This is a genomic window from Citrobacter sp. wls718 (assembly GCF_005280945.1).
In the GTDB taxonomy this organism is placed as follows: Bacteria; Pseudomonadota; Gammaproteobacteria; order Enterobacterales; family Enterobacteriaceae; genus Citrobacter; species Citrobacter gillenii.
On the sequence record NZ_SZWV01000043.1, the window covers coordinates 98,415 to 114,370 of the forward strand.

Consider the following 15,956-nt stretch of genomic DNA (forward strand, 5'->3'; position numbering starts at 1 on the left):
CTTGCGAAAAACTTTCTTGGTGCTAATGTGAGCGCTCCAAATCCAGATTTATCCGATTTGGCGACTCTATTTGCCGTCCTGGCGTGTGTAACCGTTTTATCAAGGAATAAGCAGTATGCGTAAAATCGCATTTTTTCTTGCGATGCTTTTATTACCGTGCGTTTCATTTGCCGGTTTGCTGAGCAGCAGCAGTCCAACTGCACCTGTCAGCAAAGAATATAAGCAGCAATTGATGGGATCTCCTGTCTATATTCAGATCTTTAAAGAAGAACGCACGCTGGATCTGTACGTCAAGATGGGCGAACAGTATCAATTGCTCGACAGCTACAAGATCTGTAACTATTCCGGCGGGTTAGGACCCAAGCAACGTCAGGGCGATTTTAAAAGCCCGGAAGGGTTTTACAGCGTACAGCGCGGTCAGCTCAAACCGGATAGCCGCTTTTATAAAGCGATTAATATTGGCTTTCCCAACGCCTACGATCGTGCGCACGGATACGAAGGTAAATACCTGATGATCCATGGCGCCTGCGTTTCTGTCGGCTGCTATGCCATGACCGACAACGGCATTGATGAGATTTTCCAGTTTGTCACTGGGGCGTTAGTATTTGGCCAGTCCAGCGTGCAGGTCAGCATTTATCCGTTCCGCATGACCGATACCAACATGAAGCGCCACCAGAACTCGTATTACAAAGAGTTCTGGTCGCAGCTAAAACCGGGATACGACTATTTTGAACAGACGCGTAAGCCACCGACTGTTTCCGTGGTCGATGGTCGTTACGTCGTTAGCAAACCGTTGAGTCATGAAGTGATACAGCCACAGCTGGCGTCAAACTACACGCTCCCCGAGACAAAATAGCGCCCATTCACCTGGCATAATCTTTTGCCAGGTTTCATTGCCCGTCAGCGGCTGCGTAGCGATCACGGTGACCACATCATTGGGTGTGGTCTCGGAGCTAAAGTCGATTTCTACATCCTGATCCAATAACGTCGCCACGCCGAAAGGTGCGCGGCGGGTGATCCAGAACAGATTGGTCGAACAGAACGCCATCACGTAGCGCCCGTCGGACAACAACATGTTGAAGACGCCCTTCTCACGCAGTTCCCCGGCCAGGACGGCAATATATTTAAACACCGCAGTCATGTTGCCCGGCGTACGCGGATAACGTTCAACCAGCTTATGTAGCAGCCAGCAGAACGCTTTTTCGCTGTCGGTTTCTCCGACCGGACGAAAATTACCGGTTTCCAGCGATTTATAACCGCTTAGCTGTCCGTTATGGGCATAGGTCCAGTTGCGCCCCCACAGTTCACGCGTGAACGGATGGGTATTTTCCAGCGCCACTTCTCCCCGATTCGCCTGACGAATATGAGCAATCACGGAACAGGATTTGATGGGATAGTCTTGTACCAGTTTGGCGATAGGCGAATTAAAGCTGGGTTGCGGATCTTTAAATGTACGGCAACCCTTACCTTCATAAAACGTAATCCCCCAGCCGTCTTTGTGCGGCCCGGTACCTCCCCCGCGCTGAACCAGCCCGGTGAAGCTAAAGCAAATATCGGTTGGCACATTGGCGCTCATCCCGAGCAGTTCGCACATATATCACCTACCTTAAAACGCTGAACTGCCTGATGGCGTTACACTTATCAGGCCTACGCAAAACGCAAGTAGGCCGGATAAGGCTTCAGCCGCCATCCGGCAATAGCCTTCTTACTTAACCATCTCTTTTTCGATCAGCTGAATCAGAATATGAATCACTTTAATGTGAATTTCCTGAATACGGTCAGCATAGCCAAAGTGCGGGACGCGAATTTCAATGTCGGCGCTGCCGGCCATTTTGCCGCCATCTTTCCCGGTCAGGGTGATGACTTTCATTCCTTTCTCACGCGCAGCGGCAATGGCTTTAATCACGTTTGCCGAGTTACCGGAGGTCGAAATGCCTAACAGGACATCCCCTTCACGCCCTACCGCTTCAACATAGCGAGAGAAAATATAATCGTAACCGAAATCATTGCTGACGCAGGAGATATGGCTGACATCAGAGATAGCGATCGCCGGATAGCCCGGACGGTTTTCACGGTAGCGCCCGGTCAGCTCTTCAGCAAAGTGCATTGCGTCGCAATGGGAGCCGCCGTTACCGCAGGAAAGTACCTTGCCACCCGCTTTAAAACTGTCTGCCAGCAGGACCGCCGCGCGCTGAATAGCGTGAATATTGGCGTCATCTTTTAAAAAATTAGCCAGCGTTTCCGCCGCTTCGCTCAGTTCGTTACGAATAAGATCCTGGTACATGAGGATATCCTTCAGCATGAATGTAAATGACAAGATGCAGTGTACCGGATAGCACTACAGGCGAGAAGCATAAGCCACAGGAATGGCTGTGGCTTTTGATTTTTTGTGCCGGTGAAAACAACAACAATGTGAGCTTTGTTGTAATTATTTTGTAAACACATTGCTAAAAGAATTTACATCCACTACAACCATATCATCACAAGTGGTCAGACCTCCTACAAGCAAGGGAGCTTTTCGATATGATGATTTTGAGTATTCTCGCAACGATTGTTCTGCTCGGCGTATTGTTTTATCACCGCGTGAGCTTGTTTCTCAGCAGCGTAATTTTGCTCGCATGGACGGCTGCGCTCGGCGTAGCTGGCCTGTGGTCGGTCTGGCTGCTGGTTCCTCTGGCCATTATTCTGGTGCCGTTTAACTTTACGCCGATGCGTAAATCCATGATCTCTGCGCCAGTGTTCCGCGGCTTCCGTAAGGTTATGCCGCCGATGTCGCGCACCGAGAAAGAAGCGATTGATGCCGGTACCACCTGGTGGGAAGGCGATCTGTTCCAGGGCAAACCGGACTGGAAGAAATTGCACAGCTATCCGCAGCCACGCCTGACGGCAGAAGAGCAGGCCTTTATTGACGGTCCGGTCGAAGAAGCGTGCCGCATGGCAAATGACTTCCAGATCACCCATGAATTAGCGGATCTGCCGCCAGAACTGTGGGCGTATCTGAAAGAGCACCGCTTCTTTGCGATGATCATCAAGAAAGAGTACAGCGGTCTGGAATTCTCTGCTTATGCACAGGCTCGCGTACTGCAAAAACTCTCCGGCGTCTCCGGGATCCTGGCGATCACCGTTGGCGTACCTAACTCATTAGGCCCGGGTGAACTGCTGCAACATTACGGCACCGAAGAACAGAAAAACCATTATTTGCCGCGTCTGGCGCGTGGTCAGGAAATCCCTTGCTTTGCGCTGACCAGCCCGGAAGCGGGCTCCGATGCAGGGGCGATTCCGGATACCGGCGTAGTTTGCATGGGTGAATGGCAGGGTCAGCAGGTGCTGGGTATGCGGCTGACCTGGAACAAACGCTATATCACGCTGGCCCCTATCGCCACCGTGCTGGGCCTGGCGTTTAAACTCTCCGACCCGGAAAAACTGCTGGGCGGCGAAGAAGATCTGGGCATTACCTGCGCGCTGATCCCCACCTCAACACCGGGTGTAGAAATTGGTCGTCGCCACTTCCCGCTGAACGTCCCGTTCCAGAACGGTCCGACGCTGGGTAAAGATGTTTTTGTACCGATTGATTACATTATCGGTGGCCCGAAGATGGCCGGTCAGGGCTGGCGTATGCTGGTGGAATGTCTGTCTGTGGGGCGCGGCATTACGCTGCCATCTAACTCGACAGGTGGCGTGAAATCGGTTGCCATGGCAACAGGTGCCTATGCGCATATTCGTCGCCAGTTCAAAATCTCTATCGGCAAGATGGAAGGTATTGAAGAACCGCTGGCGCGTATTGCCGGTAACGCCTACGTGATGGACGCCGCGGCGTCGCTGATTACCTACGGTATTATGCTCGGCGAAAAACCAGCGGTACTTTCCGCCATCGTGAAATATCACTGTACCCACCGCGGGCAGCAGTCAATCATCGATGCGATGGATATCACTGGCGGTAAAGGCATTATGCTGGGCGAAAGCAACTTCCTGGCGCGTGCTTACCAGGGCGCCCCGATCGCCATCACCGTTGAAGGTGCCAATATTCTGACCCGTAGCATGATGATCTTCGGCCAGGGGGCAATTCGTTGCCATCCGTACGTGCTGGAAGAGATGGCGGCGGCGCAGAACAACGATGTGAATGCGTTCGATAAGCTGCTGTTTAAGCACATTGGTCACGTCGGCAGCAATAAGGTACGCAGTTTCTGGCTCGGTCTGACGCGCGGGCTTACCAGCAGCACGCCAACCGGTGATGCCACCAAACGTTACTACCAGCACCTGAACCGTCTGAGTGCCAACCTGGCATTACTCTCAGATGTCTCCATGGCCGTGCTGGGCGGTAGTCTGAAGCGTCGCGAGCGTATCTCCGCGCGTCTGGGCGATGTGTTAAGTCAGCTGTATCTGGCTTCCGCCGTGCTGAAGCGTTATGACGACGAAGGCCGCCATGAAGCCGACCTGCCGCTGGTTCACTGGGGCGTACAGGATGCGTTGTATAAAGCGGAACAGGCGATGGACGATCTGCTGCAAAACTTCCCGAATCGTTTCGTTGCCGGGCTGCTGAATGTGGTTATCTTCCCGACCGGTCGCCACTACCATGCGCCTTCTGACAAACTGGATCATAAAGTTGCGAAGATTTTGCAGGTGCCGAGCGCAACCCGTTCACGCATCGGTCGCGGTCAGTACCTGACGCCAAGCCAATACAATCCGGTCGGCTTGTTGGAAGAAGCGTTGCTGGACGTGATTGCCGCCGACCCTATCCACCAGCGTATCTGCAAAGAGCTGGGTAAAAACCTGCCGTTTACCCGCCTGGATGAACTGGCGCGTAACGCGCTGGCAAAAGGGTTGATTGATAAAGACGAAGCCGCGATTCTGGTGAAAGCGGAAGAAAGCCGTCTGCGCAGCATCAACGTGGATGATTTTGACCCTGAGGAGCTGGCGAGCCAGCCGGTAAAGTTGCCAGAGAAAGTGCGTAAAGTCGAAGCGGCATAGCGATCGCACACGACTTCCAGCCCCGCTTAACGCGGGGCTTTTTATTGCCACATTTTCGGTAATGCTCATGCTACAGTGTCAAAATGCTGTTCAACGAGGAGCCTCGATTGTGCCTGGTTTGAAAATTACCCTACTGCAACAACCACTGATCTGGATGGATGGCCCGGCTAACCTGCGCCATTTCGACCGACAGCTTGAAACCATCACCGGACGAGACGTCATTGTATTGCCCGAGATGTTTACCAGCGGCTTTGCGATGGAAGCGGCCAGCACGTCGCTTACGCAGGAAGAGGTTGTTCGCTGGATGCACGCCAAAGCGCAGCAGACAAATGCGCTAATCGCCGGCAGCGCCGCGTTACAGTCAGAACGTGGCCCGGTAAATCGTTTTTTACTGGTAGAACCCGAAGGATGCGTTCATTTTTATGATAAACGCCACCTGTTCCGCATGGCGAACGAGCACCAGTATTATCAGGCTGGAGAAGAACGCGTCATTGTTCAATGGCGCGGCTGGCGTATTTTACCGCTGGTCTGTTATGACCTACGGTTTCCGGTATGGTCACGCAATCGCGAGGATTATGACCTGGCATTATATGTCGCAAACTGGCCTGCACCACGCTCACTGCACTGGCAGGCACTGCTGGTCGCCCGGGCAATTGAGAACCAGGCTTATGTAGCAGGATGTAACCGGGTTGGTAGCGATGGCAATGGCCATCATTATCGCGGGGACAGCCGGGTAATTAACCCGCAAGGGGAAATTATTGCCACCGCCGAGGCGCACCAGGCCACGCGGATTGATGCTGAGCTGTCGCTTACAGCATTGCGGGAGTATCGCGAGAAGTTTCCAGCCTGGCAGGATGCCGACCCGTTTACGCTATAGAGATATATCTTCTCTCCCGTTACGGAACGGTTTCCCCGTGGCGGGATTGTTTCACTCCGTAACTAACCGCAAAACAAATTCGCGTGGCGACATGCCTCAGGCAACGTATTCTGAAAATGATAATCACACGTAAATTCCCTTATCAGGATATCAAAATGAAGAAATTTGTACGCATGACTTTGCTGGCTGCTACCCTGGCGGGTGCCTCCTTTAGCACACTTGCAGCAAACGTATCCAACGTTCCGGCCCCGGCCCAGGATCCAGTGGTACAGCACCTGAAACTGAGCAATGACCAGGTGGCGCAGATTAAAAAGCTGCACCAACAGCTGGAAACCAATGTCAGCCAGATTTCGGTGAACGACGTTAAAGACGGCGTGCTGATTGACGTGATCAAGTCCGGAAAATGGGATGATGCCGCTGTTAAGAAACAGCTTGCCGCGTTCAGCAACATCGAACAGCAGGCACGTTACTACCGCGTGAAATACTACTTTGATCTGAGTAAAGTCCTCACGCCTGAGCAGCGTAAGCTGGTGCAAAAAGATATCGCACAGACGCTGGGCGAGTAATGCTGACAGCTCGTTACCCTTGGTAGCGAGCTTGTTATTTTTTTGGTGGGCTAAAACGACGAAAGCCTGAATCATTGCTGATTCAGGCTTTCTGAATAGTGGCGGAATGGACGGGACTCGAACCCGCGACCCCCTGCGTGACAGGCAGGTATTCTAACCAACTGAACTACCACTCCGCGTTGTGTTCCGCTTGGGAACGAAGCGAATATTACGGATTGCCTCGCCCCTCGTCAACGCTTTTTCTCACGTTTTTAATCGTTTGCTGCAAAAATCACCCGAATAGCCATTTCTGCACGGTAAACGCGCAAACTATGCCCGCCAGAGGCAACTTCCGCCCTTCTTCTGAACCAGGTCAAGGCGCGACTCATGGGCCGCTAACTCTTCATCAGTGGCGAAAACAACACGTAACTTGCCGGACTGACGCATAATCCGTTGGATCCCGGTATCATTCTGCTGCTGGCTGTCACCTTCCATGGAAAATGCCATCGTGGTCTGCCCACCGGTCATCATCAGATAAACGTCGGCCAGAATCTGAGCATCGAGCAATGCGCCGTGCAAGGTACGCTTGCTGTTGTCTATCTCATAACGCGAGCATAGTGCATCAAGGCTGTTACGCTTGCCAGGAAACATCTTCCTCGCCAGCGCCAGGCTATCGGTCACTTTACAGAAGGTGTTCGTTTTCGGGATATCGCGATGGAGCTTTGCAAACTCATAATCCATAAAGCCGATATCAAACGATGCGTTATGGATGACCAGCTCCGCACCGCGGATGTAGTCAAGAAACTCATCGGCAACATCAGCAAAAGTGGGCTTATCGAGCAGGAATTCATCCGCGATGCCGTGTACGCCAAACGCTTCCGGGTCCACCAGCCGATCGGGCTTCAGGTAAACGTGAAAGTTATTGCCGGTCAGGCGTCGGTTCACCACTTCAACCGCACCGATCTCAATAATCTTGTGGCCTTCGTAGTGGGCACCGATCTGGTTCATACCGGTGGTTTCGGTATCGAGGACGATCTGCCGTGTAATTCCAGTGCTCATAGCGGTCATTTATGTCAGACTTATCGTTTATATCGATCTCTAAAACAGGAAGTCTACCAGAGATGCTTAAACAGGTAGAAATTTTCACCGACGGTTCTTGCCTGGGAAATCCAGGGCCCGGCGGCTACGGGGCAATTTTACGCTTTCGCGGGCGAGAAAAAACCTTTAGCGAAGGATACAACCTCACCACCAACAATCGCATGGAGCTAATGGCGGCTATCGTCGCGCTGGAAGCACTTAAAGAACAATGTGAAGTGGTGCTCAGTACCGACAGCCAGTATGTGCGCCAGGGTATTACCCAGTGGATCCACAACTGGAAAAAACGCGGCTGGAAAACCGCAGACAAAAAACCGGTCAAGAATGTCGATCTCTGGAAACGCCTGGATTCGGCGCTGGGTCAGCACCAAATCAAGTGGGAATGGGTCAAAGGCCACGCTGGCCACCCGGAAAACGAACGCTGCGACGAGCTTGCCCGCGCCGCGGCGATGAGTCCTACACAGGATGATGTTGGGTATCAACCCGAAGCTTAAGCGTCCGGTTTACGGTATTGCCGGGTTGCACCAACGGCCTGGCGGATACGCGCTTTGCTTTTGTTTTGTTTCATTGGGTTAAGCGTAAGCGGGATAGTTCGCTTGCGCGCGACCACCAGCTGCATACATCCCAACGCCGGAATATGCGCACTTAACATTTTTCCCCCGTGCTTCTTCCAGGGCAAAACGTGAAAACGGCTGACGTGCAGCACTTCGAAATTCAGCAACGAAAGCCAGTCCAGTTGGCGCATCAGCGTAAACATCCGGCTGTTGTAAGGTGATGTTTTACGTAATACCGGTACCAGCTTGCGCAGGCCCATCAGGCTGACCGGGTTGAATCCGCTCAGTATTAACCAGCCGTCATCGATAAGCACACGATCGGCCTCGCGCAGTAAGCGATGCGGATCGGAGCACCACGGCAGCGTATGCGCCAGCAGGCACACATCAACAGATTTATCGGCAAAGGGAAGATGCAGAGGATCCGCCAGCACCTGCATCGGCGAGCCTTGCGAAGAAACATTGACTTGATGAGAAACCGCGCACGCTTCGGAATTGATTTCTGCGCTTAAATTACCAATCTTAAGCAGATGAAAACCGTACATTTTTGCAAACCACGGGTTAAGCTGATACTCCAGCGCCTCACGATAGTGTTCGCCCCAGGGTAAATCATCCCAGCTCACGGGCGCTACGACAGTTTGAGGGAGCCTTGCCGGTTTCATCACAACCTTCCGTTTCGCATTGAGAGGTAATTTATGAATCTTAACAGTATTCCCGCCTTTGATGACAATTACATCTGGGTCCTGACCAATAATGAGAATCATTGCCTGATTGTCGATCCTGGCGAGGCGGCTCCGGTGCTACAAGCCATTGCTGAGCACAACTGGGTGCCAGAGGCTATTTTACTTACCCACCACCATCATGATCACGTTGGCGGCGTGAAAGAACTTGTGCAGCGCTTTCCACAAATAGTGGTCTATGGACCTGCTGAAACACAAGATAAGGGAACCACACGTGTAGTCGAAGAGGGTGACATCGCACTCGTTTTAGGGCATGAATTTAGCGTATTTGCCACGCCAGGTCACACTTTAGGACATATCTGTTACTTCAGCCATCCTTATCTGTTTTGCGGCGACACGCTGTTTTCCGGCGGTTGCGGCCGGCTTTTTGAAGGCACAACATTACAAATGTATCAATCACTTAAAAAAATAAGTGCCCTTCCTGATGATACGTTAATTTGTTGCGCACATGAGTACACTTTAGCAAATATGAAGTTTGCCTTAAGCATCCTCCCGCACGATCCGTCCATAAATGATTATTATCGTAAAGTTAATGAGTTACGCGTAAAAAACCAAATGACACTACCCGTAATTCTGAAAAATGAGCGCAGAAATAATATTTTTTTAAGAACGGAAGATATTGATTTAATTAATGAAATAAACAAAGAAACAATATTGCAACAACCTGAAGCGCGTTTTGCGTGGTTAAGGTCAAAGAAAGATACGTTCTGACAATTCTGGGTTGCCTTTTGAAAACTTCGCCGTTATGATCGGTCGTCTTTTAAGCAACTATTGACACACACATGAAGGCAAAAGCGATATTACTCGCCTCTGTCCTGCTTGTTGGGTGCCAGAATACTGGTAACGTCCAACAACACGCACAGAGCCTTTCTGCAGCTGGTCAAGGGGAAGCAGGAAAGTTTACAAGCCAGGCGCGCTGGATGGACGATGGGACATCTATCGCCGCCGATCAGGATTTGTGGGCTTTCATTGGTGACGAGCTAAAGATGGGAATTCCGGAAAACAACCGGATTCGCGAACAGAAACAGAAGTATTTACGCAATAAGAGCTATCTCCACGATGTAACGTTACGGGCAGAGCCGTATATGTACTGGATAGCCGGGCAAGTTAAGAAACGTAACATGCCGATGGAGCTGGTACTCCTACCCATAGTGGAGAGCGCTTTTGATCCTCACGCAACGTCTGGCGCCAATGCCGCAGGCATTTGGCAGATCATTCCGAGCACGGGGCGCAATTATGGTTTAAAGCAGACCCGCAATTATGATGCACGTCGCGACATTGTGGCTTCCACCACTGCCGCGTTGGACATGATGCAGCGTCTGAACAAGATGTTTGATGGCGACTGGCTGCTGACCGTTGCTGCTTATAATAGCGGTGAAGGTCGCGTGATGAAGGCAATGAAAGCGAACAAATCTCGTGGCAAGCCCACCGATTTTTGGTCACTCCCTCTGCCTCAGGAAACGAAGCAGTATGTGCCCAAAATGCTGGCATTGAGTGATATTCTCAAGAACAGCAAGCGTTATGGCGTGCGTCTGCCAACCACAGACGAAAGCCGCGCGTTGGCACGTGTTCGCTTGAACAGCCCGGTTGAGATGGCTCAGGTTGCCGATATGGCGGGTATTTCCGTCAGCAAGCTGAAGACCTTCAATGCTGGCGTGAAAGGCTCCACGTTGGGTGTCAGCGGCCCGCAATATGTGATGGTGCCAAAGAAGCACGCGGAGAAACTGCGTGAGTCCCTGGCGTCAGGCGAAATTGCAGCCGTACAGTCAACGCTGGTCGCGGATAACACGCCGCTGAACAGCCGTAGCTACAAGGTTCGCTCTGGCGATACGCTTTCCGGCATCGCTTCACGTCTTGGCGTGAATGCGAATGAGCTAAAGCAGTGGAATAATCTGCGTAGTTCGACTCTGAAAGTGGGCCAAAGCTTGACCGTAGGTGCAGGCACCAGCGCGCAGCGACTGGCTAAAAACAGCGATAGCATTACCTATCGTGTACGTAAGGGCGATTCGCTTTCGAGCATAGCTAAACGTCACGGGGTCAACATCAAGGATGTGATGCGCTGGAATAACGATACCGACAATCTGCAGCCGGGCGATCAGCTGACGTTGTTTGTGAAAAACAACGGTATGCCGGACTCCTGATAGCAGGATAAACATTAAGGCACTGGTTTCCCCCCAGTGCTTTTTTATTTATGCCGCTTTATGCGCCTCAACCATAATCGTGTCACTGGTGAACGACCCGTCCTGCTGTAACGCGAAGTAGGCCTGCACTTCGGCAGACGCACTCTGCTGGTATAAACGAACCGCGTCAATCAACACCTGCGGAGTACGCATCCGCGCGACCCATGAGCTAAACGCCAGCGGCAGGCGGTCCGTCAACACCGTATCGGCAATCAGATTGGCATCATTCATCAATGACAGCCACTCACCGCTGGAATAGTTGCGCACATGTGAGGTATCGCGTAACGCTTCAACGGTTTGCAGCCAGATGTCCCGCACCGGGTGCCCAGGTGACATGACATCCATCACAATCACCACACCGCCAGGTTTCAATACACGATTCACTTCTCGCAGCGCGCGTCCGACATCATGCCAGTGATGCGCAGAATAGCGGCTAATCACCACATCAAAAGAGCCATCCTCAAACGGCAGGCTTTCGGCATATCCTTGCCGGGTAGCGATATTGTCTAATCCCTTCTCTTTTGCCGCCTGCGCGACCACGTCGAGCATCTGCGCCGATAAATCATACGCCACGACCTGTTTTACCTGATGTGCCGCCGCAAAGCTGGCGTGTCCCGCACCACATCCCATGTCGAGAACGCTGGCCTGTGGAAATGCCGACAGCCTTTCCGCCAGCCGTTGTAAATCACGGCCAGAGGCGTGTACCGTGCTGGTTAAATAGGCATTCGCTTGCGAGCCAAACTGCTTTTCGACGTTGTCATGATGAGAGCGTGTAGTCATTGTGTTGTCCTTCGGTTGTGGTGAAAGATAAAGGACAGCACCCTAACAGGCCTGCCCCACGGCAGACCTGACACACCTTTATTGTTCAGGCTTGCCGGGACTAAATTCAACGAGTAGTGGATTGTGATCGGATGCGCGCGTCACCAGCACAGAGGCTTCACTGACGTTCAAACCACGATAGAACACAAAATCGAGCGGGCGACCAAACGCGCGTCGGCGCTGATCGTCGGTAAAGCGCACCTGGCGTAGCGACATTTCACGGGCGAAACGGTACAACGCATTCATCCGTCGACGGCTCCAGGCGTTGAAATCACCGGCCATAATCACCGGGCCGCTGTGATGAGCAATCTGATCGCCAATGGGAAGTAACTGCTTACTATAGACATCCACCCCGAGGCTGAAGTTAACCGCGTGGATGTTCACCACCATCAATAAACGTGAGTCTGGCAGGGGATATACCGTCACCAGCGCCGACTTTGCCAGCCGTAAAATAGGCTCACGTTCGCGTAGAGGGCAGCAGTAAACAGGATGTGCCGCCGACAGCGTCATGACGCCAGAGGGGTGCTGAGGCAGCACAAAGGCGGGAACCTGATCGGCAGCAAGATAGTTAGCGGTCGCAAACTGCACCAGTTCCGGCGTGGTTTGGGCTTCCTGCAATAACACCAGATGCGCGTCTTTGCCAAAGTTCTTCAGCACCGACAACCATTCTGCCCGCTGCTGTTTAAAAATATTCCACACCAGCACGCGAATACGGTCTTCACTGCTTAAGGGAACGCCGGCGGGTAATGCCTGACCAATATGCGCAAACGACCGTGGCGGTAAGATCCGCTCAACGGGTTGTCCGGCAACATAGCGCATAGCATAGGTGTTTTTTCGCACTGTAGACTTTCAAACCTCTGTAACGTCAACCAGTCCGCAGCCGGACTGGTTCTTCAGTTATAGGGACTTTAAGGCTTACTTTCAACGAGCAATTGCAGTTTGTTTTGTAAGTGGGTACTTACATCAATGAGTTATCCCAGCGTGATCCGCGCAGGTTTATCAAGACGACCGCTGATGCCCATCAGTAAGAAAGCAGCCAGTACGATAAGCGCGCCAATCCACGGCGTCTGCGCTAAGCCATAATGCTCTACCGTTTGCCCGCCAATCACCGAACCCAGTGCAATACCGACGTTAAACGCCGCAATGTTCAGTCCGGAGGCGACATCAACTGCATTGGGGGTAAATTGTTCCGCTTTCTGCACAACATAAACCTGTAATCCCGGTACGTTACCAAAGGCAAAGATCCCCATCACTAATATCGTTGCCAGCGCCGCGTACTGCGTGGATGCCGTTAACTGGAATAGCATCAGCAGAACAAACAGTGCAGCAAAAATGAACTTCAATGCAGGGACTGCACCATGTTTATCCGCCAGTTTACCGCCCCAGATATTACCGATAGCCACAGAGACGCCGTATCCCAATAAGATCCAACTTACCGCTGTCGGGGAGAATCCGGCCAGGTCCTGCATCATCGGTGCAAGGAAGGTAAACGCCGTAAAGACGCCACCATAGCCCAGCGCCGTAACCGCATAAATCAACAGCAGACGAGGATGGGTTAAGACTTTCACCTGATCGCGGATGCTGGCGGCAGCCCGACCTGGAATATTCGCCGGGATCAGCAACTGGCTGCTAATTAGCGCAATGACGCCCAGCATTGAGACTGCGAGGAAGGTTTCACGCCAACCAAAATGCTGACCGATAAATGTGCCCAGCGGGACGCCCGTCACCAGGGCCACCGTTAAACCGCCAAACATAATGGCGATGGCCGAAGCCGCTTTCTCTTTAGGCACCAGACTTGTTGCAATGGTTGAACCAATCGAGAAGAACACGCCGTGTGCAAGACCGGTCAACAGACGGGCGACAATTAAGGTCATATAGCCCGGAGCCTGCCAAGCCAGCAAATTACCGGCAGTAAACAGCACCATCAGCGCAACCAGCAGCTGTTTACGCGGCAGGCTCCCTGTCAGAGCGGTCAGCACTGGTGCGCCAATCGCCACCCCCAGCGCATAAATTGAAACCAGCATCCCCGCAGAAGGCAAAGAGATGGCCAGTTGTTCAGCAATAGTCGGTACCAGGCCGACAATCACAAATTCGGTCGTGCCAATGGCGAAGGCACTTATAGTCAGTGCGAATAAAGCGAGTGGCATAAATAAACTCCATATCATCAGTAATCAGATGACATGCAGTATGCCGGGATGCTTTAATAACAAAAATATTCAAAATCTCAATATAATTTTGCTTCAGGTGCAAAAATGAAAGCAACCTCAGAAGAACTGGCGATTTTTGTGGCTGTTGTGGAAAGCGGTAGCTTTAGCCGCGCCGCAGAGCAGTTGGGACAGGCCAATTCTGCCGTCAGTCGGGCCGTAAAAAAACTGGAGATGAAACTGGGCGTCAGCTTGCTCAATCGGACCACCCGACAGCTAAGCCTGACCGAGGAAGGTGAACGTTACTTCAGGCGCGTACAGCTAATCTTGCAGGAAATGGCCGCCGCAGAGACGGAAATTATGGAGTCTCGCAATACGCCGCGTGGCTTGCTGCGCATTGACGCCGCAACGCCGGTTATGCTGCATTTCCTGATTCCGCTCATCAAGCCCTTCCGCGAACGCTATCCTGAGATGACGCTGTCGCTGGTCTCTTCAGAGACGTTCATCAATCTTATTGAACGAAAAGTGGATGTAGCTATACGTGCAGGCACGCTGACTGACTCGAGCCTACGCGCACGTCCATTGTTTACCAGCTATCGTAAGATTATTGCTTCGCCTGACTATATTGCGAAATTTGGTGTTCCAGAGAGCGTCGAAGCGCTTAAGCAGCACCTGTGTCTCGGTTTTTCTGAACCGGTTTCACTCAATACCTGGCCGATTGCATGCAGCGATGGGCAGCTTCATGAGGCTGAATGCGGACTATCTTCTAACAGCGGCGAAACGCTAAAACAACTTTGTCTGAGCGGAAACGGTATTGCCTGTCTTTCAGATTATATGATTGATAAGGAGATCGCACGAGGTGAACTGGTCGAATTGTTGGCGGATAAACGCCTGCCAGTAGAGATGCCGTTCAGCGCTGTTTACTACAGCGATCGGGCAGTAAGTACTCGCATTCGGGCATTTATCGACTTTTTGAGTGAACATATAAGAACAGCTCCCGCAGGAGCTGTGAAAGAGGGTTAAAGGGCACAGGGGGTCGCAGGGTCAGGTCATTAGTCCCACTCGGGTGCCAGACCTTCCGGGCTAACCAGACGATCGTTGCAGTCCAGCACCGCGATCGCCGCGTTGTCTTCAGCATCCAGACGCAGATCCAGCGCCAGCAGGTTACTGGCCAGGTTTTCTCGCTTGGTCGAAGAAGGGATCACCGAGTATCCATCACCCATCGCCCATGCCAGAATCACCTGAGCCGGTGTCGCATTATGTTTCGCGGCAATACCGGCAATGACTTCATCTTTCAGTGCCTTACCGTATGCCAGCGTCATGTAAGACGTGATGTGAATACCGTGCGCTTTGGCCCAGTCAACCACCTGACGGCTTTGCAGATACGGGGACAGCTCAATCTGGTTGGTCGCGATGTTCTCTACGCCCACTGCAGCAATGGCTCTTTCCATTAGCGGAATGGTAAAGTTAGAGATACCAATTTCGCGAGTCAGGCCCTGTGCTTTAGCTTCCAGTAATGCATGCATAAATTCTTCAACAGAAACCGCATCGTTTGGTGAAGGCCAATGGATCAGCGTCAGATCAACGTAATTGGTACGCAGTTTCTTCAAACTCTCTTTCAGGCTCGGGATCAGTTTTTCTTCGCTGAGATTCTCAATCCAAATCTTGGTGGTGATATACAGCTCACTGCGCGGCACACCACTTTCAGCAATCGCCTGACCAACCGCGGCTTCGTTATCATAGATTTGTGCGGTATCGACGGCACGATAGCCCAGTTCCAGAGCTGTTTTAACAGAAGCGATAACGACGTCGTCTTTCAGGCGAAAAGTACCTAAACCGAATGCAGGGATAGTCATAAATTTCCTCTTTTTAATCACAGTCTTCGTTAGTCGGAGGAGTATGGCCTTCTAACGTGTAGATAAAAAGAGCGTATAACGCAGAGGATTTTTGCAGATTTAGCAATAATTGAATGACAGCAAAAGAAAAAGCCCTGAGCGTTAACTCAGGGCTTTCAATAAGTGGCGGAACGGACGGGAC

At 51.9% G+C, this 15,956-nt stretch carries 15 protein-coding genes, 1 tRNA gene and 1 pseudogene; 8 read left to right on the forward strand and 9 right to left on the reverse strand.

The window, feature by feature from the left end:
- Nucleotides 1–115: 115 nt before the first annotated feature.
- A complete protein-coding gene (gene dpaA / locus FDW95_RS08595; protein WP_096758197.1) occupies nucleotides 116–856 on the forward strand; it encodes a peptidoglycan meso-diaminopimelic acid protein amidase in 741 nt (246 codons plus the stop codon).
- On the opposite strand, the gene FDW95_RS08600 is transcribed toward dpaA, so the two are convergent.
- Together FDW95_RS08600 and lpcA are read right to left on the reverse strand one after the other, a co-directional pair.
- A complete protein-coding gene (locus FDW95_RS08600) occupies nucleotides 827–1,594 on the reverse strand; it encodes a class II glutamine amidotransferase (RefSeq protein WP_115259356.1) in 768 nt (255 codons plus the stop codon). The genes dpaA and FDW95_RS08600 overlap by 30 nt on opposite strands.
- Nucleotides 1,595–1,705: 111 nt before the next feature.
- A complete protein-coding gene (lpcA, locus tag FDW95_RS08605; protein ID WP_096758199.1) occupies nucleotides 1,706–2,284 on the reverse strand; it encodes a D-sedoheptulose 7-phosphate isomerase in 579 nt (192 codons plus the stop codon).
- A 239-nt stretch (nucleotides 2,285–2,523) separates the two neighbouring features.
- On the opposite strand from lpcA, the gene fadE reads away from it, so the two are divergent.
- The 3 genes from fadE (at nucleotide 2,524) to FDW95_RS08620 (ending at nucleotide 6,411) form a co-directional block, all read left to right on the forward strand.
- Nucleotides 2,524–4,968, forward strand: coding sequence for an acyl-CoA dehydrogenase FadE (gene fadE, locus FDW95_RS08610; RefSeq protein ID WP_115259358.1), 2,445 nt, complete (start codon nucleotides 2,524–2,526; stop codon nucleotides 4,966–4,968).
- 109 nt (nucleotides 4,969–5,077) lie between these two features.
- Nucleotides 5,078–5,845 carry an amidohydrolase gene (locus FDW95_RS08615; protein ID WP_115259360.1) on the forward strand — a complete coding sequence of 256 codons (768 nt, stop codon included), beginning with the start codon at nucleotides 5,078–5,080 and terminating at the stop codon, nucleotides 5,843–5,845.
- Between the two features lie 155 nt (nucleotides 5,846–6,000).
- Entirely contained in the window at nucleotides 6,001–6,411 is a 411-nt protein-coding gene (locus FDW95_RS08620) for a hypothetical protein (RefSeq protein ID WP_096758202.1), read from the forward strand.
- Between the two features lie 99 nt (nucleotides 6,412–6,510).
- Here the strand turns inward: FDW95_RS08620 and FDW95_RS08625 are convergent.
- A tRNA-Asp gene (locus tag FDW95_RS08625) sits at nucleotides 6,511–6,587 on the reverse strand.
- Between the two features lie 133 nt (nucleotides 6,588–6,720).
- Nucleotides 6,721–7,449: a DNA polymerase III subunit epsilon gene (gene dnaQ, locus FDW95_RS08630; protein WP_181883346.1), complete on the reverse strand. Its 729-nt coding sequence runs from the start codon at nucleotides 7,447–7,449 to the stop codon at nucleotides 6,721–6,723.
- Between dnaQ and rnhA the strand changes: the two are divergent.
- Nucleotides 7,403–7,979: pseudogene (rnhA, locus tag FDW95_RS08635) on the forward strand (ribonuclease HI). The gene dnaQ and the pseudogene rnhA overlap by 47 nt on opposite strands.
- Here rnhA and FDW95_RS08640 read toward each other — a convergent pair.
- Nucleotides 7,976–8,698 (reverse strand): class I SAM-dependent methyltransferase, encoded by a 723-nt coding sequence (locus FDW95_RS08640; protein ID WP_115259365.1) that lies wholly within the window; start codon nucleotides 8,696–8,698, stop codon nucleotides 7,976–7,978. The pseudogene rnhA and the gene FDW95_RS08640 sit on opposite strands and share 4 nt — an antisense overlap.
- 33 nt (nucleotides 8,699–8,731) lie before the next feature.
- On the opposite strand from FDW95_RS08640, the gene gloB reads away from it, so the two are divergent.
- Together gloB and mltD are read left to right on the forward strand one after the other, a co-directional pair.
- Nucleotides 8,732–9,487, forward strand: a complete 756-nt coding sequence (gene gloB / locus FDW95_RS08645; protein ID WP_115259367.1) for a hydroxyacylglutathione hydrolase — start codon at nucleotides 8,732–8,734, stop codon at nucleotides 9,485–9,487.
- Between the two features lie 71 nt (nucleotides 9,488–9,558).
- Nucleotides 9,559–10,917 carry a murein transglycosylase D gene (gene mltD, locus FDW95_RS08650; protein WP_096758207.1) on the forward strand — a complete coding sequence of 453 codons (1,359 nt, stop codon included), beginning with the start codon at nucleotides 9,559–9,561 and terminating at the stop codon, nucleotides 10,915–10,917.
- Between the two features lie 48 nt (nucleotides 10,918–10,965).
- On the opposite strand, the gene FDW95_RS08655 is transcribed toward mltD, so the two are convergent.
- The 3 genes from FDW95_RS08655 to FDW95_RS08665 form a co-directional block, all read right to left on the reverse strand.
- Complete coding sequence (locus FDW95_RS08655; RefSeq protein WP_115259369.1) at nucleotides 10,966–11,736, reverse strand: class I SAM-dependent methyltransferase; 771 nt, start codon at nucleotides 11,734–11,736, stop codon at nucleotides 10,966–10,968.
- A gap of 78 nt (nucleotides 11,737–11,814) precedes the next feature.
- On the reverse strand, nucleotides 11,815–12,615 hold the full coding sequence (locus FDW95_RS08660) for an endonuclease/exonuclease/phosphatase family protein (protein ID WP_115259371.1): 801 nt from the start codon (nucleotides 12,613–12,615) through the stop codon (nucleotides 11,815–11,817).
- A 131-nt stretch (nucleotides 12,616–12,746) separates the two neighbouring features.
- Nucleotides 12,747–13,922 carry an MFS transporter gene (locus FDW95_RS08665; RefSeq protein ID WP_115259373.1) on the reverse strand — a complete coding sequence of 392 codons (1,176 nt, stop codon included), beginning with the start codon at nucleotides 13,920–13,922 and terminating at the stop codon, nucleotides 12,747–12,749.
- Between the two features lie 105 nt (nucleotides 13,923–14,027).
- Here FDW95_RS08665 and yafC point away from each other — a divergent pair, with 105 nt between their 5' ends.
- The gene (gene yafC, locus FDW95_RS08670) at nucleotides 14,028–14,942 is read left to right on the forward strand and encodes a DNA-binding transcriptional regulator YafC (RefSeq protein WP_096758211.1); all 915 of its coding nucleotides are present in this window, start codon (nucleotides 14,028–14,030) and stop codon (nucleotides 14,940–14,942) included.
- 29 nt (nucleotides 14,943–14,971) lie between these two features.
- Here yafC and dkgB read toward each other — a convergent pair whose 3' ends face one another.
- A complete protein-coding gene (dkgB, locus tag FDW95_RS08675; RefSeq protein WP_115259375.1) occupies nucleotides 14,972–15,775 on the reverse strand; it encodes a 2,5-didehydrogluconate reductase DkgB in 804 nt (267 codons plus the stop codon).
- Nucleotides 15,776–15,956: the final 181 nt, after the last annotated feature.

Excerpts from the sequence above, each read along its gene's own strand:
- dpaA (WP_096758197.1), top strand. The coding sequence starts at position 116 with ATGCGTAAAATCGCATTTTTTCTTGCGATGCTTTTATTACCGTGCGTT.
- FDW95_RS08600 (WP_115259356.1), bottom strand. The coding sequence starts at position 1,594 with ATGTGCGAACTGCTCGGGATGAGCGCCAATGTGCCAACCGATATTTGC.
- lpcA (WP_096758199.1), bottom strand. The coding sequence starts at position 2,284 with ATGTACCAGGATCTTATTCGTAACGAACTGAGCGAAGCGGCGGAAACG.
- fadE (WP_115259358.1), top strand. The coding sequence starts at position 2,524 with ATGATGATTTTGAGTATTCTCGCAACGATTGTTCTGCTCGGCGTATTG.
- FDW95_RS08620 (WP_096758202.1), top strand. The coding sequence starts at position 6,001 with ATGAAGAAATTTGTACGCATGACTTTGCTGGCTGCTACCCTGGCGGGT.
- dnaQ (WP_181883346.1), bottom strand. The coding sequence starts at position 7,449 with ATGAGCACTGGAATTACACGGCAGATCGTCCTCGATACCGAAACCACC.
- FDW95_RS08640 (WP_115259365.1), bottom strand. The coding sequence starts at position 8,698 with ATGAAACCGGCAAGGCTCCCTCAAACTGTCGTAGCGCCCGTGAGCTGG.
- gloB (WP_115259367.1), top strand. The coding sequence starts at position 8,732 with ATGAATCTTAACAGTATTCCCGCCTTTGATGACAATTACATCTGGGTC.
- mltD (WP_096758207.1), top strand. The coding sequence starts at position 9,559 with ATGAAGGCAAAAGCGATATTACTCGCCTCTGTCCTGCTTGTTGGGTGC.
- FDW95_RS08655 (WP_115259369.1), bottom strand. The coding sequence starts at position 11,736 with ATGACTACACGCTCTCATCATGACAACGTCGAAAAGCAGTTTGGCTCG.
- FDW95_RS08665 (WP_115259373.1), bottom strand. The coding sequence starts at position 13,922 with ATGCCACTCGCTTTATTCGCACTGACTATAAGTGCCTTCGCCATTGGC.
- yafC (WP_096758211.1), top strand. The coding sequence starts at position 14,028 with ATGAAAGCAACCTCAGAAGAACTGGCGATTTTTGTGGCTGTTGTGGAA.
- dkgB (WP_115259375.1), bottom strand. The coding sequence starts at position 15,775 with ATGACTATCCCTGCATTCGGTTTAGGTACTTTTCGCCTGAAAGACGAC.